19 protein-coding genes are annotated in these 19564 nt (G+C 33.2%); 14 read left to right on the forward strand and 5 right to left on the reverse strand.

Going from position 1 to position 19564, the window contains the following annotated elements; translation table 11 throughout:
• Nucleotides 1-25: 25 nt before the first annotated feature.
• Together B8T70_RS00290 and dnaG are read left to right on the forward strand one after the other, a co-directional pair.
• Nucleotides 26-1063: a hypothetical protein gene (locus B8T70_RS00290; protein ID WP_039118464.1), complete on the forward strand. Its 1038-nt coding sequence runs from the start codon at nt 26-28 to the stop codon at nt 1061-1063.
• 129 nt (nt 1064-1192) lie between these two features.
• Nucleotides 1193-3262 (forward strand): DNA primase, encoded by a 2070-nt coding sequence (dnaG, locus tag B8T70_RS00295; RefSeq protein WP_039118463.1) that lies wholly within the window; start codon nt 1193-1195, stop codon nt 3260-3262.
• Here dnaG and B8T70_RS00300 read toward each other — a convergent pair.
• Nucleotides 3259-3888, reverse strand: coding sequence for a response regulator transcription factor (locus B8T70_RS00300; protein ID WP_035618090.1), 630 nt, complete (start codon nt 3886-3888; stop codon nt 3259-3261). The genes dnaG and B8T70_RS00300 overlap by 4 nt on opposite strands.
• Before the next feature lie 92 nt (nt 3889-3980).
• Nucleotides 3981-4787 (reverse strand): NAD(+) synthase, encoded by an 807-nt coding sequence (gene nadE, locus B8T70_RS00305; protein ID WP_039114471.1) that lies wholly within the window; start codon nt 4785-4787, stop codon nt 3981-3983.
• Nucleotides 4788-4887: 100 nt separating this feature from the next.
• Between nadE and gldB the strand changes: the two genes are divergently transcribed.
• Both gldB and gldC read left to right on the forward strand, forming a co-directional pair.
• Nucleotides 4888-5844, forward strand: coding sequence for a gliding motility lipoprotein GldB (gene gldB / locus B8T70_RS00310; protein WP_039114472.1), 957 nt, complete (start codon nt 4888-4890; stop codon nt 5842-5844).
• Nucleotides 5844-6188, forward strand: a complete 345-nt coding sequence (gene gldC / locus B8T70_RS00315) for a gliding motility protein GldC (RefSeq protein ID WP_039114473.1) — start codon at nt 5844-5846, stop codon at nt 6186-6188. The genes gldB and gldC overlap by 1 nt, the downstream gene beginning before the upstream one ends.
• A 49-nt stretch (nt 6189-6237) precedes the next feature.
• On the opposite strand, the gene B8T70_RS00320 is transcribed toward gldC, so the two are convergent.
• From B8T70_RS00320 to B8T70_RS00330, 3 genes are all read right to left on the reverse strand, one after another.
• Nucleotides 6238-6864 (reverse strand): hypothetical protein, encoded by a 627-nt coding sequence (locus tag B8T70_RS00320; RefSeq protein ID WP_123912048.1) that lies wholly within the window; start codon nt 6862-6864, stop codon nt 6238-6240.
• Between the two features lie 127 nt (nt 6865-6991).
• Complete coding sequence (gene yihA / locus B8T70_RS00325; RefSeq protein ID WP_039114475.1) at nt 6992-7612, reverse strand: ribosome biogenesis GTP-binding protein YihA/YsxC; 621 nt, start codon at nt 7610-7612, stop codon at nt 6992-6994.
• Nucleotides 7613-7655: 43 nt separating this feature from the next.
• Nucleotides 7656-8420 carry an alpha/beta fold hydrolase gene (locus B8T70_RS00330; protein ID WP_035627608.1) on the reverse strand — a complete coding sequence of 255 codons (765 nt, stop codon included), beginning with the start codon at nt 8418-8420 and terminating at the stop codon, nt 7656-7658.
• A gap of 376 nt (nt 8421-8796) precedes the next feature.
• Here B8T70_RS00330 and B8T70_RS00335 point away from each other — a divergent pair, with 376 nt between their 5' ends.
• From B8T70_RS00335 to murG, 10 genes are all read left to right on the forward strand, one after another.
• Nucleotides 8797-9270 (forward strand): division/cell wall cluster transcriptional repressor MraZ, encoded by a 474-nt coding sequence (locus B8T70_RS00335; RefSeq protein WP_035627611.1) that lies wholly within the window; start codon nt 8797-8799, stop codon nt 9268-9270.
• Nucleotides 9245-10153: a 16S rRNA (cytosine(1402)-N(4))-methyltransferase RsmH gene (gene rsmH / locus B8T70_RS00340; RefSeq protein WP_205625786.1), complete on the forward strand. Its 909-nt coding sequence runs from the start codon at nt 9245-9247 to the stop codon at nt 10151-10153. The genes B8T70_RS00335 and rsmH overlap by 26 nt, the downstream gene beginning before the upstream one ends.
• Before the next feature lie 17 nt (nt 10154-10170).
• Nucleotides 10171-10518: an FtsL-like putative cell division protein gene (locus tag B8T70_RS00345; protein WP_039114480.1), complete on the forward strand. Its 348-nt coding sequence runs from the start codon at nt 10171-10173 to the stop codon at nt 10516-10518.
• Nucleotides 10509-12509, forward strand: coding sequence for a penicillin-binding protein (locus tag B8T70_RS00350; protein WP_086893532.1), 2001 nt, complete (start codon nt 10509-10511; stop codon nt 12507-12509). Before B8T70_RS00345 ends, B8T70_RS00350 begins: the two co-directional genes overlap by 10 nt.
• Nucleotides 12506-13969, forward strand: coding sequence for a UDP-N-acetylmuramoyl-L-alanyl-D-glutamate--2,6-diaminopimelate ligase (locus tag B8T70_RS00355; RefSeq protein ID WP_086893533.1), 1464 nt, complete (start codon nt 12506-12508; stop codon nt 13967-13969). The genes B8T70_RS00350 and B8T70_RS00355 overlap by 4 nt, the downstream gene beginning before the upstream one ends.
• 10 nt (nt 13970-13979) lie before the next feature.
• Entirely contained in the window at nt 13980-15212 is a 1233-nt protein-coding gene (gene mraY / locus B8T70_RS00360) for a phospho-N-acetylmuramoyl-pentapeptide-transferase (protein ID WP_039114483.1), read from the forward strand.
• 45 nt (nt 15213-15257) lie between these two features.
• The gene (locus tag B8T70_RS00365; protein WP_086893534.1) at nt 15258-15608 is read left to right on the forward strand and encodes a four helix bundle protein; all 351 of its coding nucleotides are present in this window, start codon (nt 15258-15260) and stop codon (nt 15606-15608) included.
• Between the two features lie 71 nt (nt 15609-15679).
• On the forward strand, nt 15680-17011 hold the full coding sequence (gene murD, locus B8T70_RS00370; RefSeq protein ID WP_039114485.1) for a UDP-N-acetylmuramoyl-L-alanine--D-glutamate ligase: 1332 nt from the start codon (nt 15680-15682) through the stop codon (nt 17009-17011).
• Between the two features lie 74 nt (nt 17012-17085).
• The gene (locus B8T70_RS00375) at nt 17086-18390 is read left to right on the forward strand and encodes an FtsW/RodA/SpoVE family cell cycle protein (RefSeq protein WP_039114486.1); all 1305 of its coding nucleotides are present in this window, start codon (nt 17086-17088) and stop codon (nt 18388-18390) included.
• Between the two features lie 53 nt (nt 18391-18443).
• Nucleotides 18444-19532 (forward strand): undecaprenyldiphospho-muramoylpentapeptide beta-N-acetylglucosaminyltransferase, encoded by a 1089-nt coding sequence (murG, locus tag B8T70_RS00380; protein ID WP_039114487.1) that lies wholly within the window; start codon nt 18444-18446, stop codon nt 19530-19532.
• Nucleotides 19533-19564 lie beyond the last annotated feature (32 nt).

Genomic DNA, 19564 nt, shown 5'->3' on the forward strand with positions numbered 1-19564 from the left:
TCAATCAATTTAAAAAAAAATCACCATGAGAAATTTTACCATTTATTTAGTCCTCTTCCTATTTTTATTTGTTAGCAAAATGATAGGGCAAGAGACATTTGAATCCAGAGCAAAATCTATTGCAAACAAAATCGAAAAAATAACCAAAGATGAAAAAGCTGCTCTGAAAGAAGAAGTAGAAGTTGTAAATGTTCAGCTTTCTGAAGGGAAAATAACCAGAGAAGAAGCTGATAAAAAGAAAAAACAATTAGCGGAAGCAAGAGCGATTATAATAGAAGAGAAAATTACGGTTGTACAAAATGAATTAAATGATTTAGTACAACAAAAAGTAGATGGAAAAATAAAAGAAAGAGATTCTGTAAAAAAGTATATGATTAGGCTTTGCAAAGGATGTGGAAAAGGAAAAGACTCGATTTATAGAGAAAAGAGAACTACATCACAATTTGTGTTTGCAGCTGGAATAAATAATTTAGTAACCGATGGAAGTTTAAAAAACTCCGATTACAAATTTATGGGTTCGCATTTTTACGAATGGGGATTTACATTTAATTCCAGGATTTTAAAAGATCATAATTTGCTTCATGCTAAATACGGATTGTCATTAATGTATAATAATATTAGACCTACAGAGAATCGTAATTTTGTGGTAGACGGGGATAAGACCGTTCTGGAAGTTAATCCTGTAAATCTAGATGAATCCCGTTTTAGAAATGTTTATTTAGTTATACCAGCGCACTTAGAGTTTGATTTTTCGGGAAGTAAACGCGATAGTAATGGAGGTACTTATTTTAGAACTCACAGAAGTTTTCGTTTTGGGCTTGGAGGATATGCGGGGATTAATGTTAAGTCCAAACAAATTCTGAAATATGATCAAGATGATATAAAAGAAAAAGTAATATCAAAAGGCGATTATAATGTAAATAATTTCATTTATGGAGTAAGTGGTTATATGGGATATAGAGATATAAGTTTGTATTTAAAATATGACCTTAACCCTTTGTTTGCTGACAATGATATAAAACAAAACAATGTTTCATTAGGATTACGTTTAGATTTGAATTAAAAAAGTTAGGTTAGTTTTATAGTAATGAAGCACTTCGAGAGAAGTGCTTTTTTTGTTTCATATAATTCAAAATATCAAGTTTGATTTGTGTAATTTTGCAAGCTTCAATCTTTAAAAAAGTAATACGTTTTGATTTCACAAAATACCATAAATACCGTTTTTGAAACTGCTCGAGTAGAGGAGGTAATTGGCGATTTTGTACATTTAAAGCGAGCAGGAAGTAACTTTAAGGGATTGAGCCCATTCTCGGATGAGCGCTCGCCATCGTTTATGGTATCGCCTGCAAAAGGAATCTGGAAAGATTTTAGTTCTGGAAAAGGAGGGAACTCAGTTGCTTTCTTGATAGAGCATGAACATTTTACTTATCCAGAAGCCATTCGATATTTAGCAAGAAAATATAACATCGAAATTGAAGAAACCGAACAAACAGATGCTGAAAAAGCGATTACGGATGTTCGCGAAAGCATGTATCTTGTTTCTGAGTTTGCCAAAAAGTATTTTCATAATGTACTTTTAAATACAGATGAAGGTCAGGCAATAGGGCTTTCATATTTTAAAGAAAGAGGGTTTACAAACGAAACAATTAAAAAATTCGAACTAGGATATTCTCCTGAAACTTGGGATGCTTTAACTAAAGAAGCACTCGGTCAGGGATATAAACTTGAATTTCTAGAAAGTACAGGGTTAACAATTCCTAGAGATGACCGTCCGTTTGATCGATTTAAAGGACGTGTTATGTTCCCAATACAAAGTATGTCGGGACGTGTACTTGGTTTTGGAGGACGTATTTTAACCAATGATAAAAAAGCTGCAAAATATTTAAATTCACCAGAGAGTGATATTTACCATAAGAGTAAAGTGTTGTATGGTATTTTTCAGGCCAAACAAGCTATTGCTAAACAAAACAATTGTTTTTTAGTTGAGGGTTATACTGATGTAATTCAGTTTAATCAAGCAGGGATAGAAAATGTAGTTGCATCTTCTGGAACGGCATTAACACCAGATCAGATTAGACTGGTAAATAGATTGACAAAAAACATCACCGTACTTTTTGATGGTGATGCTGCGGGATTACGAGCGTCTATTCGAGGAATCGATTTGATTCTGGAAGAAGGTATGAACGTAAGAGTATGTACTTTCCCTGATGGTGATGACCCGGATAGTTTTGCCAGAAAAACTTCGTATGATGACTTAGTAGCGTACTTAGAAAATAATGCTAAAGACTTTATTCAGTTTAAGGCTTCGTTATTAATGAATGAAGCAAAAAATGATCCTATAAAGAAAGCCGATTTGATTCGGGATATGGTTACGAGTATTTCTAAAATTCCAGATAGAATTCAGCGAGAAGTTTACGTTCAGGAATGTGCCAGAATTATGGATATTTCTGAGCAGGTACTTGTGAGTACTTTAGCTCAGTTGATTCAAAAAGATATTACAGAAGTTGGTAAAAAGCAAAAGCAGGAGCAAAAACCTTTTGAAGTTTATAGAAACCAAAAACCAAAACAAACAGGGTATTCAGGAGGAGATCCAGAAGATCCAAGAAACGGACCACCTGATGATTATCCAGGCGAGCCAGGATATCCAGTAGAACAGCAAGCAGAAAAAATTGATATTTTATATCATTTAGAACGTAAAGTAATTGAAATTTTATTGCTTTATGGAGATAAAACAGAACTGTTTGAAGATGTTTTCCTGAGAAGTAATGGAGAAGGAGAAATTGAAACTGTTACCGAAAAGAAAGAATACAAAGTTTTTCAGCGAATTTATTTGAGTTTGCAGGAAGATGAGGTAGAGCTTTCTAATAATCTGTTTCGAGATATTTTTACAGACTTAATTGCATTCTATCATCAGAATGAAAAATTTAGTTTAGAACAATATTTAATGCGTTTACAACCTGAATTTGCTCAGGAAGTAACAGATATTCTAATGGAAGATGAAAAAGTTACACTTCATGATTGGGAGGGACAAAATATTTTTGCAAAAGAAAAATCAGAATCTATAAGTCAATACGTAACTGAGACAATTTTGTCTATGCGTTGGTTTTTGGTCGATAAGATAATTGAAGAATTAAAAAGCTCCATAGTATCAGACCCTAAGGAAGATAATATGGAGCTCTTGTTAATGGTGGTAGATTACTCTAAATTAATTAATTCGTTTTCGAGAAAACTTGGGAGGGTAATGTCCCGTTATCATAATTAAATAATCTCTAGTGTTTTGGCTTTATTAACCAAATCTACTAAATTGGTAACGTTTAATTTTGTTAGTAATCTTAGTTTATAAGTACTAATTGTTTTTTCGTTAAGATTTAGAATTTTAGAAATTTCGTTGTTTTTCTTACCATCGCTTAAGTAACGTAATACCTCAATTTCTCTGTTAGAAAGTTTTCGATACAAACGTTCGCTTTTGCTTTGTTTTGCGATCAATGCCATGTTTTTACGTACAGTTTCATTGATGATAATTTTTCCTTCGTGTACTTTGATAATCGAAATCCCCAGAGTTTCTAATTTTTCTGTTTTGTGAATGTATCCCGACACACCAGCTTTTATGGCATTTGGAGCATACATTTGTTCAGAAAGATTACTGAAGATGATGATTTTTGTTTTTGGAAAGTTTTTCAGAATAGACTTAACTTCAAAAATACTGGCAAGACCTTCTAATTCTAAATCTAAAATTAGAATGTCGATGTCCTTAGTTTGAAGGATGTCTTTTACCATCGTAAAGTTGCCTACATTTGCAACAATTGAAATGTCATCATGGTCTTTAAAATACGACTTAACGCCAAAGTGCGTCACAGGGTGGTTGTCTGCTAAACATACTTTAATCATAGTTTTACCTTTTTAAGAATTGTTCATTTTTTTTGGAACTGTAAAATTAATAAATAAATTCTGTAATTTATTGCAAATCAGTATAAAAATGATTATTTTAACTTTTTAGGTATCGAGCACACAGGTATAGGATTCATTTTGTGCTGATTGGCTGTGTTTAATTTCTTGTATATTTCGAAAACAATTTTTTCTCTTCCTACAAAGTCAGCAGCCGATTTTCCTAGCTCATCGGCTAACATTGCCGCTTCTAATTCGTCATAACTTGCACCCAATTGGTCTTCATCTGTTCTGTTATCTCCAAATAAACCATCGGTTGGGGCAGCTGTTAAAATTGTGTTAGGAATTTCAAGAAATTCCCCTAAAGCATACACGTCAGATTTCATTAAATCGGCAATTGGACTCAAATCTACGCCACCATCACCGTATTTTGTATAAAAACCTACTCCAAAATCTTCAACTTTGTTTCCTGTTCCAGCAACCAATAATCCGTAAATTCCGGCTAAATAATACAAACTTGTCATGCGTAAACGAGCACGAGTGTTGGCAAGCGATAAATTTACTTTTGCAATATCGGCATCATGAGGAGTTGAGGCTTTAAAAGCTTCAAAAGTACTTGTTAAGTCAGTTTCGATATTAGAGACATTTGGGAATCGTTTTTTTAGTTGTTCAATGTGTTCTCGTCCTCTGGAAACTTGATTTGGAGCTTGATGTATTGGCATTTCTACGCATAAAACCTTTAATCCTGTTTGAGCGCATAATGTTGAGGTTACAGCTGAGTCAACACCACCAGAAATTCCTATAATAAAACCATTCACTTTAGCATTGTTAGCATAATCTTTTAACCACTCTACAATGTAGGTATTTACTTTTTCTGTTTGAATAGTGCTTTTTTTAGCCATAATAGTTTAAGTTTTAAAATGCAGGAATGTATATTTGCACAATTATATTTAAGTAGTCTTTACTTAGATAATTTTGCAACACAAACTTAATTAAAATAAAATGAAAATATATCGGTTTGCTATCGCTCTATCTGTCTTTTTTTTGTCCTGCGACCAAAAAAGTAAAATTGAAAAAGCGGTAGAAGAAATTCCTGTTGATATTAAAGTGGAACGCTTTGATAAAGTGTTTTTTGAAACCCAACCAAAAGATTTGGGTAAAGTAAAAAAAGAATACCCTTATTTTTTTCCTGCAGGAAATGATGATGCGGTTTGGATAGAGAAAATGCAGAATCCGCTTTGGAGAGAATTGTATACCGAAGTTCAGAAAAAGTATGGAGATTTTGAGCCAGTTCGAAAAGAGTTTAATACTTTATTCCAACATATAGAGTACTATTTTCCTAAAACTAAAACGCCAAAGGTTATTACTATAATATCTGAGATGGATTATAATAATAAAGCAATTTATGCCGATAGTCTGGTTGTTGTAGCGCTAGAGTTGTATTTAGGAAAAGAACATAAGTTTTATCAATTCCCAAATTATATAAAAGAGAATTTCGAAGAGAAACAAATTATGCCAGATGTGGTTTCTAGTTTTTCGATGAAGAAAATCTCACCAGTTACCGATAAGAATTTAATTAGCAAAATGGTATATTATGGAAAGCAATTGTATTTAAAAGATTTGCTTTTGCCAGATTATACCGATGCAGATAAGATAGGATACACACCAGAACAAATAAAATGGTGTGAAGAGAATGAAGGATATATGTGGCGTTATTTTATAGAGAAAGAAATGTTGTATAGTGATGATGCAAAACTCACAACACGATTTATAAATACAGCTCCATTTTCTAAATTTTACCTAGAAATAGATAACGAATCTCCAGGACGCGTTGGAACCTGGATTGGTTGGCAGATTGTACGTTCATACATGAAAAACAATGATGTATCGATAGAACAATTATTAAAAACTAACGCAAAAGAAATTTTTGAAAAGTCAAAATATAAACCTAAGAAGTAATGTCAGATAATAAACAACAAACCTCAGAAATTAAATTCCTTATAGAATTAGACGAAAACCGTGTGCCAGAAAAATTAAAATGGTCGGCAAAAGATGGTGGAGTTGAAGCTCAGGATGCTAAAGCAATTATGCTTTCTATCTGGGATAGTAAGGTACAGGAAACAATGCGTATTGATTTATGGACTAAAGATATGCCTGTGGATGAAATGAAAATTTTCTTTCACCAGACTTTAGTAGCTATGGCAGATACTTTTAAACGTGCTACAGACGATGAAAAAATGTCGGATACAATGAAAGATTTCTGTGATTATTTCGCTGAAAAGCTAGAATTGAAAAAATCGTAATTGATTACAAAATAGAAAATCCCATTCGCTGCGGCGAATGGGATTTTTTTTATTTAACAGAGGCTTTGTTTAGATTCTTAAATATTCGTTTTAAAGACCCAACCATTAATTTGTCTGAGCTTCTATAGAATGTTATATTGTCTATAAGTTTATCTGACTTTTCTGTTTCCCACATAGATTTAGTTTCCTTTTTGTGAGCTGTACCTACCACTTTTTGAGAGAAAATAATTTCCTGTAAGTTTAAGTCATATATCTCTAGGGTTACAGCGCTTTCGTTTTTGCCCAAATCATTTTCGTCTTGATAAAGTTCAACGGAAGAGAAGTCGCTTTTGTTTTTTGTGGAAACAATATTAATAAAGAAATCAAAACCAGTTCCATCTTTAAGTTCTTTTAATATTGTTTTGTTGGGATCTAAATGAATTTTTCTGGTAATTAGTAATCCATTTACGTCATTGATATAAGATATTCGTTCGCCTAAATTTTTCTTGAAATAGTCTAGAGTTTCAGCGGTTAATTTGTCTCTAGAGTTTTTTGGACAATCTAATTCGTTTAACAGCCATTTTCCAGATGTAAAGTCAACGCCAGTTTTTGGTCCAGGCATAGTAACATACGATGATGATTCGCATGATGAAAATATAAACAGAAAAATGAGTGGTATAAACTTTAAGCTTTTCATAACTATATATTGATTGGTTTCAAATGTAGTTTAAAAAAATAATTTTTTTAAAGATTTTAACTACAAAATAGAAAATCCCAAAACCGATTAAGTTTTGGGATTTTTTATTTTATCTGAAAAGGATATTTTAAAACTGACTGTTGTTTTTGAATACCTCTTGGTTTACTTCGTCAATGTATTTTAAAACATCATCTTTACCAGTAGCTTCTGTTGCCGATGTTACAAAATAATGAGGCATTTCGGCCCAGTTATTAGCAAACATTTTCTTTTTGTAAGCTGCGATATGAGAATCGATTTTTACTTTACTGATTTTATCTGCTTTGGTGAAAATGATACAAAACGGAATTTCACTTTCTCCCATGTACGACATAAATTCAATGTCGATGGTTTGAGCTTCGTGACGAATATCGATTAATACGAAAGCGCAAACTAATTGTTCGCGAGTTTCAAAATAATCGGTAATGAACTGTTGGAAAACAGATTTTGTTTTTTTAGAAACTTTAGCATAACCATATCCTGGTAAATCGACAAGGAACCAATTGTTATTAATCAGGAAATGATTTATCAATTGTGTTTTTCCAGGGCGACCAGAAGTTTTTGCTAAGTTTTTATGATTGGTCAACATGTTGATCAAAGAAGACTTTCCTACGTTTGATCTTCCTATAAAAGCATATTCTGGCAAGAAGTCCTTAGGACATTTGCTTACATCAGAATTACTAATTATAAATTCGGCGGTATTTATTTTCATATCTATACTATTTCTAAAACCTCCTCAAATTCGAAAGCGTTTATTATAAATTGGTTTTTTGCAACCACTCTTCAAGAATTTTGTTAAACTCTTCTGGATGTTCCATCATGGCAGCATGTCCACATTTGTCTATCCAATATAAAGAAGAGTTAGGAAGTAATTTGTTAAACTCTTCGGCTACGTCCGGTGGAGTTACTTTGTCGTTTTTACCCCAAATGATACAAGTTTCAACTTGCATTTTAGGTAAATCTTTTGCCATGTTATGGCGAATAGCGCTTTTTGCTATAGTAAGCGTTTTTATTAATTTTATTCGATCGTTTACCGAAGCGTAAACTTCATCGATAAGTTCGGGAGTTGCAATTTTTGGGTCATAAAATACATCTTCAGCTTTTCTTCTTATGTATTCGTAATCTCCTCTTTTAGGGTAACTGTCGCCCATTGCACTTTCGTAAAGACCAGAACTTCCTGTTATAACAAGCCCAATTACTTTTTCAGGGTATAATTTGGTATGGTATAAAGCAATATGTCCACCTAATGAATTCCCTAATAAAATAACTTTATCGAATCCTTTGAAGGTGATAAAGTCTTTAACATATTTGGCAAAACTTTTTACGTTGGTTTTTAGTATGCTTTGTGTGTATATCGGTAAGTCAGGTATTACTATTTTATATCCTCTATTTGAAAAATATTCGGCTACGGCATCGAAGTTACTAAGTCCTCCCATGAGTCCATGTAAAATAACAATAGGTGTCCCTTCTCCAGCTTCATAATAGCTGTATCTGCCTTCTTTTTTGTAATGTTTATCCATCTAACTAAATACCGATTTCAATTTGGACAAATATAGGGTTTAATACATAAATATGGATTTTTGAAAACATTTTTTAACTAGATAATTTTAGTAGAAGAAATAAAAGGCTAAAAATCAGTTGCTAGTTGTTTTAATTTTTTTCTTTTTTCTAAATAAAATTAGCAAAAACAGATTGGAATTTTATGACAATATCATTTCGTTTTTTGTTATGTAGAACCATTCTTACAAACTATTTTGAAATGGCTAATGATCTGACTCTGCATAATTTAAGGCTTTTGGGATAAAAGTGGTTAAACTTATCAACAAAGTGGTATATAGTGGTAAATTGTGGTAATATTTTTTATATTTTTGCTGTGTAACATAACCATACATTTTTTTGAACACAATTGTCGGGACATATGAGTGTAAAGTCGATGCAAAAGGGAGGCTGCTAATGCCAGCTCCTTTAAAAAAGCAGTTGGCGACCTCTCTTCAAAACGGATTTGTTTTGAAGCGTTCCGTTTTTCAGACCTGTCTGGAATTGTATCCAATGGAAGAATGGGATTTGATGATGCAGAAAATTAATAAACTGAATCGTTTTGTAAAGAAAAACAATGATTTTATCAGAAGGTTTACCGCTGGAGTTAAGATTGTTGAGATTGATGCATTAGGACGTTTATTGGTTCCGAAAGATTTAATGACATTTTCTGGTATTTCAAAAGACGTGGTGTTTTCATCTGCGGTAAATATTGTTGAAATATGGGATAAAGAGTTATACGAAAAATCAATTAGCGGCGAAGATATGGATTTTGCAGATTTAGCCGAAGAAGTAATGGGAAATATAAATGACGACGACAATGGAATATCATAATCCGGTTTTGCTTCATCCGACAGTAGATGGCTTAAATATTAAGCCCGACGGCATTTATGTAGATGTGACGTTTGGTGGTGGGGGACATTCAAAAGAGATTTTAAACAGGCTAGGGCCAAACGGAAGATTGTTTGCTTTTGATCAAGACGAAGATGCTTTGGCAAATGCTTTGCCTGACGAAAGGTTTACTTTGATAAATGAGAATTTTAGATTTATAAAAAGGTTCTTGCGTTTTCATGGTGTAAGAGGAGTAGATGGAATTTTGGCAGACTTAGGTGTTTCATCACACCAGTTTGATGTTGCCGAAAGAGGTTTTTCTACTCGTTTTGATGCTGATTTGGATATGAGAATGAGTCAGAAGAATGATTTGAACGCATATCGTGTGGTAAATGAATACGACGAGCAGGATTTACGCCGAGTTTTTCTGGATTATGGAGAATTGAAAAATGCACCAGTTTTGTCAAGAACAATTGTAGAGGCGAGAGAGCACAGACCAATCAAAACTACAGACGAATTAAAAGAAGTTTTGGCGAAATATTTACCAGAAAGAGTTAAAAATAAAATATTAGCTCAGATTTATCAAGCTATTCGTATTGAGGTAAATCAGGAAATGGATGTGTTGAAAGAGTTCATCGAGCAATCGTTGGAGATTTTAAACCCAGGCGGAAGATTAAGTGTTATTTCTTATCACTCATTAGAAGACAGATTGGTAAAGCGTTTTATTAAAAACGGAATGTTTGAGGGAGAGCCAGAACGTGATTTTTATGGAAACTTCACCGTTCCATTTAAGACTATCGGAAAGCTAATAGTTCCAGATGATGCAGAGATTAAAATTAATAATAGGGCTAGAAGTGCAAAGCTAAGAATAGCTGAAAAAATATAGTACTATAATAAGGTATAATGAAACACGGAGTATTTGACATATTAAAAGCAAGATTTCTTATAAATGATGACGCTATTAAAAATTGGCGTTTTATCGTTTTTATCATTTTGCTAGCAATAATAATGATTGCAAATACACAACGATACGAACAAAAGGTTTTTGAAATTGCAAAATTGAATAATGAAGTAAAGGAATTGCGATCGGAGTTTGTAGACAGACGTTCGGAATTGATGAAATTAAAGATGGAATCGACAGTATCGGAAAAAATGCTTGCTAAAGAAATTTATCCATCAACAGTTCCGCCAATTAAGATTGAAGTGAAGAAAGAAAAAGAAAAAAGCTTTTTTAAACGCATATGGCAGTAGACGATAAAAATATATCCTACAGAATTTATCTGGTAGCAGTTTTCATCTTTTTGATGGCAATTGGTATTGTCGTAAAGTTAACCAACATTCAGTGGGTTGAGGGGGATTATTACAGGAAATTAGCCAAGCAACGTACTGTGAAAAACTTCGTTATTCCTGCAAATAAAGGGAATATTTATTCTGCCGATGGAAGTCTTTTGGCAACCTCTATTCCTAATTACGAAATTAGATTTGATGCTGTTACACCAAAAACTGAAGTATTCGAGAAAAATGTAAAATTGCTTTCGGATTCTTTGTCTTTTGTTTTAGGAAGACCAAGTGGTTATTATCAAAATGAATTAAGAAAGGCAAGAGCCAATAAAAACAGATATTTTTTGATAGCTCGAAAATTGAGTTATACAGATTATATGAAAATAAAAGGGTTCCCATTATTTAATTTGGGAGCTTATAAAGGTGGGATTATCGTAGAGCAAGAAACGGTAAGAGAGCATCCTATCGGGAAAATTGCCGAACGTACTATTGGTTATGACAAAGGTGGTGTGAACGGAGAATCGATGGGTAAAGGAATCGAATGGGCTTTTAGAAAATACCTGAATGGAAAGGATGGTAAAATTCTAAAACAAAAAATTGCAAAAGGGCAGTGGAAACCTATTCGTGATGTAAACGAGGTAGACCCTCAAGATGGTTACGATGTAATATCGACAATAGATGTTTTTATTCAGGATATTGCGCATCATGCATTGTTAAAACAAGTAGAAGATTACCAAGCAGATCATGGTTGTGTGGTAGTAATGGAAACAGAAACCGGACATGTTAAAGCAATTTCTAATTTAGGAAGAGCAGATGATGGTTCTTATTATGAAACAACAAATTATGCTATAGCCGAATCTCATGAGCCGGGATCAACTTTTAAACTAGTTGATTTAATGGCAATTTTAGAAGATAAAGTAGCGGATACCAGTACTGTTTATGACACTAATGGCGGAACAATAAAGTATTATGGTCGTTCTGTTAATGATTCGCATAGAGGGGGTTATGGTAAAGTTTCATTAGCTAGAGGGTTTGAACTTTCGTCAAATACAGTAATGGCTCAGGCAGTTTATGATAATTATAAGAGTAACCCATCTAAGTTTGTAAATCATATTAACGGATACGGATTAAATAAAAGATTGGGATTGCCTTTTGAAGGAGAAGGAAGACCATATATTCCACAACCAGGAGACAAGCATTGGTCGGGAGTTTCATTGCCATGGATGGCTTTTGGATATGGAGTTTCGGTAACGCCATTGCAAACGTTGACTTATTATAATTCGGTTGCAAATAATGGAGTAATGGTTAAGCCACAATTTGTTTCGGAGATAAAAGAATGGAATAGAACGATTAAGAAATTTGATGTCGAAGTTTTAAATCCAAAAGTATGTTCGCAAGAAACCATTAAGAAGCTAAAAGCTGTTTTGGCAAACGTGGTTAAAAAAGGAACTGGGTCTAAGTTGTATTCGAAAGATTTTTCGATGGCAGGAAAAACAGGAACGGTTAAGGTGAATTACGGAAAAGGTGACAAAGGAAATTTTTATTATGCTTCTTCGTTTGTAGGATATTTTCCAGCAGATCATCCTAAATATTCTTGTATTGTAGTCGTTCATAAACCAAATACATCAAAAAATAATTATTACGGAGCCGATGTTGCTGGGCCAGTTTTTAAAAGAATTGCACAAAAGATATTTACAGATGCACCATCTGCAAATACGATTAAAAAAATAGACGGTAAAATATCAAAACAAGAGAACAATTATAACGCATATTATACCCAGGTACAAAAGAAACAGTCTATTCCAGATGTAAAAGGAATGGCGGGAATGGATGCAATTGCTTTGCTTGAAAATTTAGGTCTTAAAGTAAAAGTTAACGGAATAGGAAAAGTGAAAAATCAATCACTTCAGGCAGGGCAGAATATAGCCAAAAACACAATTATAGTATTAGAATTATCGTGAATATATTAAAAGACATATTATACAAAGTAGCTATTGAATCGGTAACGGGTTCAACAGATATTGCTATTCATAAAATAGATTTCGATTCTAGAAAAATAGAAGCGAATGATGTTTTTGTTGCTATTAGAGGATCACTTTCTGATGGACATGATTATATCCAAAAAGCAATTGAGCTTGGTGCAACGGCTATTATTTGCGATACATTACCAGAGGCTTTAGCAAAAGAAGTTACTTATATTAAGGTTAAAGATACCAATTCGGCTTTGGCTTTTATGGCAGCTAATTATTTTGATAACCCATCAGAAAAAATAAAATTAGTAGGTATTACAGGAACAAACGGAAAAACTACGATTGCTTCATTGTTGTATCAATTATTTAAAAAGGCTGGATTTAAAGTAGGTTTATTATCTACAGTAAAAATATTAGTTGATGAGACGGAGTATAAAGCAACTCATACAACACCAGATTCTATTACAATCAATCATTATTTAAACGAAATGATTGAAACTGGAGTAACGTATTGTTTTATGGAAGTGAGTTCACACGGGATTCATCAAAAACGTACTGAAGCATTGCATTTTGTGGGTGGGATTTTTACAAATTTATCACATGATCATTTAGATTACCATCCAACTTTTGCAGAATATAGAGATGTGAAAAAGTCGTTTTTTGATTCATTACCAAAAACAGCATTTGCATTATCAAATATCGATGATAAAAATGGGCCTGTAATGTTGCAAAATACAGTTGCTAAAAAACGCACCTATGCTTTAAAATCATATGCGGATTATAAAGCGCAAATTTTAGAAAACCAATTATCAGGATTGTTATTAAAAATTAATGATAATGAGGTTTGGGTAAAATTAATAGGAACATTTAATGCTTATAATTTATTAGCTATCTACGGAACAGCTATTGAATTAGGGATTGATAGCCTTGAGGCTTTACGATTATTATCGGATTTAGAAAGTGTTTCTGGACGTTTTCAGTTTATTGTATCAGATTCTAATATCACAGCGATTGTAGATTATGCACATACACCAGATGCGCTAGAAAACGTATTGAAAACCATAAATGATATTCGTACTAAAAACGAGCAATTAATTACGGTTGTAGGTTGTGGAGGAAACAGAGATAAAACCAAGCGTCCGATTATGGCACAAATTGGTTCAGAACTAAGTGATAAAGCAATATTTACATCGGACAATCCTAGAAATGAAGATCCAGAAACTATAATTAGTGAAATGGAAAAAGGTGTTGAACCTCAAAATTATAAAAAAACATTGGCAATTACAGATCGAAAACAAGCTATAAAAACAGCTTGTCAACTAGCTCAGCCTAACGATATTATTTTAATAGCAGGTAAAGGACACGAAACGTACCAAGAAGTAAATGGAGTACGTCATGATTTTGATGACATGAAGATAGTTAAGGAAATTTTAGCACAACTAAACAAATAAAACCAGATATATGCTATACTATTTATTTGAATATTTAGACAAAACATTAGATGTGCCAGGAACAGGAGTTTTTCAGTACATCACATTTAGATCGGCTTTAGCTTTCTTGCTTTCGTTGCTTTTATCAACAATCTACGGAAAGAGAATTATCAATTTCCTTAGGAATCAACAAGTAGGCGAAACTGTTCGTGAGCTTGGACTTGCTGGTCAAAATGAAAAAGCTGGTACGCCAACAATGGGAGGTTTAATCATCATATTTGCTACCCTTGTGCCTGTTTTGTTGTTTGCTAAACTGCATAATATTTATATCGTATTACTAATTGTAACCACGCTTTGGATGGGAGTAATTGGTTTTGTGGATGATTATATCAAGATTTTCAAAAAAGATAAACAAGGACTTAAAGGAATTTTTAAGGTTATTGGTCAGGTAGGTTTAGGTTTAATCGTAGGGTCTGTACTTTATTTTAGCCCAAATGTTACCGTAAGAACCGATACTGGTAATAGTGATATTTATAGAGTACAATCAACAACTAGTGTTATAGTTCCTGCATTAATCGAAGAGAAATCGACTGTTACAACTATTCCTTTCTTTAAAAATAATGAATTTGATTATGCTGAATTATTAGCTTGGACTGGTGAAGGATATGAAAAATGGGCTTGGTTAATTTTTATTCCAGTTGTAATTTTTATTATCACAGCAGTTTCTAATGGAGCTAATTTAACCGATGGAATAGATGGTCTTGCAGCGGGAACTTCGGCGGTGTCCGTCCTAGCGCTCGGGATATTTACGTTTTTATCCGGGAATATTATTTTCTCGAATTACCTCAATATAATGTATATCCCCAATTCGGGAGAAATGACCGTTTTTATATCCGCCTTCGTAGGTGCATTAATTGGGTTTCTATGGTATAATTCATATCCCGCATCTGTTTTTATGGGAGATACAGGAAGTTTAACAATAGGAGGAATCATAGCTGTTTTGGCAATTGCAGTTCGTAAAGAAATGCTGATTGTTTTGTTCTGTGGTATTTTCTTGGCCGAAAGTGCCTCGGTAATTATCCAGGTGGCTTATTTTAAATATACAAAAAAGCGTTTTGGCGAAGGACGAAGGATTTTCCTGATGTCGCCATTGCATCATCATTACCAGAAAAAAGGGTATCATGAAAGTAAAATTGTAACCCGTTTTTGGATTGTTGCAATCATGTTAGCCATATTGTCTATCGTAACATTAAAACTAAGATAAGTTTTCAATTAAAAATTGCGAATTAAAAATTAAAAGTTCTTAGAAATGAAAGGAAATATTATTCAGGATAAATCATTTCTTTTTGCGGTTAGAATTATCAATTTGTATAAACACCTAACCAGTACAAAAAAAGAGTTTGTTTTGAGTAAGCAAATTTTAAGATGCGGTACTTCAATAGGAGCAAATGTCGAAGAATCTATTGGAGGACGTTCTAATAAGGAGTTTCTGTTTAAGCTTGAAATTTCATATAAAGAAGCAAGAGAAACTATTTATTGGTTGAAATTATTAAAAGCAACAGATTATATTTCTGTAAGTGAATTTGAAAGTATTCATAGTGAAGCGGATGAAATATGCAAAATATTAGCAAAAATTATAATAACCTTAAAAGGAAAATAAAAAGTCGATTAAAAGTCTAAAATTTAAAATGATTTTTAATTTTTAATTCTCAATTTTTAATTATAAAGAGTATGAGGTTAGTTGTTTTAGGTGGTGGAGAAAGCGGTGTTGGTACTGCTATTCTTGGAAAAAAGAAAGGGTATGATGTTTTTGTTTCCGATTATGGAAAGATAAACGAGAGTTATAAAGAAGTTCTTATCATTAACGGAATTGCCTGGGAAGAAGGAAAGCATACCGAAGAATTGATTTTGAATGCCGATGTCGTCATGAAAAGTCCTGGTATTCCTGAAAAATCACCTATAGTTAAGAAGCTTATAGAAAAAGGAATTAAAGTAATCTCCGAAATTGAGTTTGCAAAACCTTTTACTGAAGCCTTAACAGTTGGAATTACCGGAAGTAATGGTAAGACAACAACAACAATGTTAACCTATCATTTGCTAAAGTCGGCAGGATTGAACGTAGGATTGGGAGGTAATATCGGAAAGAGTTTTGCATGGCAGGTAGCCGAAAACAAATTTGATTTTTACGTGCTTGAGCTAAGCAGTTTTCAATTGGACGGGATTATAGATTACAGGCCAGATATTGCGATTATAACCAATATTAGTCCAGATCATTTAGACAGATATGATTATAAGTATGAAAATTACATTAACTCGAAGTTTCGGGTAACGATGAATCAGACAGAAAGTGATTATCTTATTTATGATGGCGATGATGAAGCATCCGCCGAATGGCTTAAAAATAACACGACAAAAGCAAAACTAATTCCTTTTTCATTGACAGAAGAATTCAATGAAGGAGCATTTATAAAAAACAACAAAATGGAAATCAAGATTAACCAAGAAGAGTTTACAATGGATACTGAGTACATTGCTTTAGAAGGAAAACATAATTTGAAAAACGCAATGGCAGCAAGTTCAGTAGCTAAGTTGATGCAAATCAGAAACGCAACAATTCGTGAGAGTTTATCTAATTTTCAAGGCGTTGAACACCGCTTAGAAAAAGTTCTTAAAATTCAGAATGTACAATATATTAATGATTCAAAAGCAACAAACGTAAACGCTACATTTTTTGCTTTGGATAGTATGAATGCTCCAACAGTTTGGATTGTTGGTGGTGTTGACAAAGGAAATGATTATAACGAATTAATGTCATTGGTTCGTGAGAAAGTAAAAGCTATTATTTGTCTTGGAGTTGATAACCGAAAAATTATCGATGCTTTTGGAAATGTAGTTGATATTATGGTTGAAGTTAATAATATGAACGACGCTGTAAAAACAGCACAACGCTTAACCGAAAAAGGTGATGCAGTATTATTGTCTCCAGCTTGTGCAAGTTTTGATTTATTCGAAAACTACGAAGACAGAGGAAAGCAATTTAAGCAAGCGGTTCACAACCTATAAAAAGTTTAAGGTTTAATGTTTAAGGTTGAACAACTTTGAATATTAAACAAAAATAACTTTAAACAATATTGAAGATGAAAGAACTAGTAAACAAATTAAAAGGAGATAGAGTAATATGGTCATTCGTGGCTTTATTGGCTTTGTTTTCGTTTATGCCTGTTTTTAGTGCGAGTAGTAATTTGGCCTATTTAGGTCATGGAACAGGAAATACACTAGGGTATTTGGTAAAACATTTGGCTCATATTTGTATTGGTTTTTTAATTATTTACTGGGTACACAAAGTACCGTACCATTATTTTAGAGCAATTTCTAAAGTTGCCTTGCCAGTAGTTTGGCTTTTGTTAGCCTATACACTTTTAAAAGGAACCGTTATTGCTGGTGCAAATGCGAGTCGATGGATACAGGTTCCGTTTATCGGGATTACGTTCCAGACATCTACATTAGCATCGATGGTGTTGTTTATTTTTGTGGCACGTTATTTATCGAAAACAAGAGATGAAGATGAACCTTTTCAGACCTCGTTGATACAGCTTTGGATGCCGGTTTTTGTTACGTTGATGCTTATTTTGCCAGCGAATTTCTCGACAACAGCGCTTATCTTTTCGATGGTATTAATGCTTACGTTTATTGGTAAATATCCCTTAAAATATATAGGATTAATTATAGGTTCGGGAGTTGTAATGTTTTTGTTCTTTCTTCTTTTGGCGAAAGCCTTTCCTGAATCCCGCTTTTTTAGTAGGGTAGGAACATGGGGAAGTCGAATCGAGAATTTTACGACTGATAAACCAGATGAAGATGATTATCAGATAGAGAAAGCAAAAATTGCAATTGCATCTGGGAAATTAGGAGGTTTAGGGCCAGGGAAAAGTGTTCAGAAGAACTTTTTGCCACAATCATCTTCCGATTTTATTTATGCAATTATTGTAGAAGAATATGGTTTAATAGGAGGATTAACAATCTTGTGTTTGTATTTATTGCTGATGTTTCGATTTGTAATCGCATCGCATAAAGCCAATACATTATTCGGGAAATTAGTCGTCGTCGGGCTCGGATTTCCTATGATATTTCAGGCGATGATTAATATGGCTGTTGCGGTCGAATTATTGCCAGTAACAGGACAAACGTTGCCACTTATTAGTAGTGGAGGTAGTTCGATTTGGATGACATGTTTTGCACTTGGAATCATTATTAGCGTTACCAAAAAAGACGAAGAAATTGAAGAAGAGCTGAAAGAAAAGGAAAAAAGAGAAGAAGCGCTTAAGAAATTAATCGATAAGCAATTAGAAGAAGAGAATGAAGTAGGGAGTGATCAAGAAGTAGCAGCAGCATATTCTATAGAAGACAATGCAAAGAATCCAATGGAAGCTGTTATGAGGTAGTTAGAGTAAAAAGAGAATATAATAATTTTTAAAATGTAGTAACATTTAAAAATATGACAAAATATAAATTCATATTAAGCGGTGGTGGAACAGGAGGACATATTTATCCTGCAATCGCAATTGCGAATGAATTAAAATTACAATATCCTGATGCTGAATTTCTTTTTGTTGGTGCAAAAGACAAAATGGAAATGCAGAAAGTACCACAAGCAGGATATGAAATAAAAGGTCTTTGGATTGCTGGGTTACAACGAAAATTAACTTTACAGAATGCCATGTTTCCTTTTAAGTTAATGAGTAGTTTATTGCAATCAAGAAAAATAATAAAAGCATTTAAACCAAATGTAGTTATCGGTACAGGAGGTTTTGCGAGCGGGCCATTATTAAAAATGGCAGGTTCGGCAGGAATTCCAACAGTTATCCAAGAACAAAACTCATTTCCGGGAATTACAAATAAGTTGCTTAGCAAAAAAGCGAATGCAATTTGTGTAGCTTATAAAAACTTAGAGCGTTTTTTTCCTGCAGATAAAATTGTTTTAACTGGTAATCCTGTTCGTCAGGATTTAATTGATATTGATAGCAAAAGAGACGAAGCAATTGCATTTTACAATTTAGATGCAAATAAAAAAACATTGTTGGTTCTTGGCGGAAGTCTTGGTGCTCGAAGAGTGAATCAATTAATAGAAAAAGAATTGCCAAATATGCTTTCGCAAAATGTTCAGGTAATCTGGCAATGTGGGAAATTATATTTTGAAGATTATAAAAAATACAATCAGCCAAATGTAAAAGTGGTTGATTTTATAGAGCGAATGGATTTTGTTTATGCAGCTGCCGATGTAATTATTTCAAGAGCAGGAGCATCATCAGTTTCGGAATTATGTATAGTTGGAAAGCCAGTTATTTTTATTCCGTCACCGAATGTTGCCGAAGATCATCAAACAAAAAACGCACAAGCTATTGTAGATCAGAAGGGTGCGATTTTATTAAAAGAATCTGAGTTAAATAGCGAGTTTAGCATTGTTTTTGAAGCGTTGTTGAAGGATGAAGAGAAGCAAAAACAGCTTAGAGAGAATATAAAAAGATTGGCAATGCCAGGTGCAACAAAAGCGATCGTTGCAGAAATTATAAAGTTGATTAAGTAAGAATAATTTATGAGTTACATTTTAATCATATC

This window comes from Flavobacterium sp. AJR (assembly GCF_002156885.1).
Classification (GTDB): domain Bacteria; phylum Bacteroidota; class Bacteroidia; order Flavobacteriales; family Flavobacteriaceae; genus Flavobacterium.

What these genes read in the sequence shown, in the direction of transcription:
- B8T70_RS00350 (WP_086893532.1), top strand. Translation starts at nt 10,509, where the DNA reads ATGGCAGTAGACGATAAAAATATATCCTACAGAATTTATCTGGTAGCA.
- gldC (WP_039114473.1), top strand. Translation starts at nt 5,844, where the DNA reads ATGTCAGATAATAAACAACAAACCTCAGAAATTAAATTCCTTATAGAA.
- mraY (WP_039114483.1), top strand. Translation starts at nt 13,980, where the DNA reads ATGCTATACTATTTATTTGAATATTTAGACAAAACATTAGATGTGCCA.
- B8T70_RS00290 (WP_039118464.1), top strand. Translation starts at nt 26, where the DNA reads ATGAGAAATTTTACCATTTATTTAGTCCTCTTCCTATTTTTATTTGTT.
- rsmH (WP_205625786.1), top strand. Translation starts at nt 9,245, where the DNA reads ATGACGACGACAATGGAATATCATAATCCGGTTTTGCTTCATCCGACA.
- nadE (WP_039114471.1), bottom strand. Translation starts at nt 4,787, where the DNA reads ATGGCTAAAAAAAGCACTATTCAAACAGAAAAAGTAAATACCTACATT.
- B8T70_RS00375 (WP_039114486.1), top strand. Translation starts at nt 17,086, where the DNA reads ATGAAAGAACTAGTAAACAAATTAAAAGGAGATAGAGTAATATGGTCA.
- murG (WP_039114487.1), top strand. Translation starts at nt 18,444, where the DNA reads ATGACAAAATATAAATTCATATTAAGCGGTGGTGGAACAGGAGGACAT.
- B8T70_RS00365 (WP_086893534.1), top strand. Translation starts at nt 15,258, where the DNA reads ATGAAAGGAAATATTATTCAGGATAAATCATTTCTTTTTGCGGTTAGA.
- B8T70_RS00345 (WP_039114480.1), top strand. Translation starts at nt 10,171, where the DNA reads ATGAAACACGGAGTATTTGACATATTAAAAGCAAGATTTCTTATAAAT.
- B8T70_RS00300 (WP_035618090.1), bottom strand. Translation starts at nt 3,888, where the DNA reads ATGATTAAAGTATGTTTAGCAGACAACCACCCTGTGACGCACTTTGGC.
- gldB (WP_039114472.1), top strand. Translation starts at nt 4,888, where the DNA reads ATGAAAATATATCGGTTTGCTATCGCTCTATCTGTCTTTTTTTTGTCC.
- yihA (WP_039114475.1), bottom strand. Translation starts at nt 7,612, where the DNA reads ATGAAAATAAATACCGCCGAATTTATAATTAGTAATTCTGATGTAAGC.
- murD (WP_039114485.1), top strand. Translation starts at nt 15,680, where the DNA reads ATGAGGTTAGTTGTTTTAGGTGGTGGAGAAAGCGGTGTTGGTACTGCT.
- B8T70_RS00320 (WP_123912048.1), bottom strand. Translation starts at nt 6,864, where the DNA reads ATGAAAAGCTTAAAGTTTATACCACTCATTTTTCTGTTTATATTTTCA.
- B8T70_RS00330 (WP_035627608.1), bottom strand. Translation starts at nt 8,420, where the DNA reads ATGGATAAACATTACAAAAAAGAAGGCAGATACAGCTATTATGAAGCT.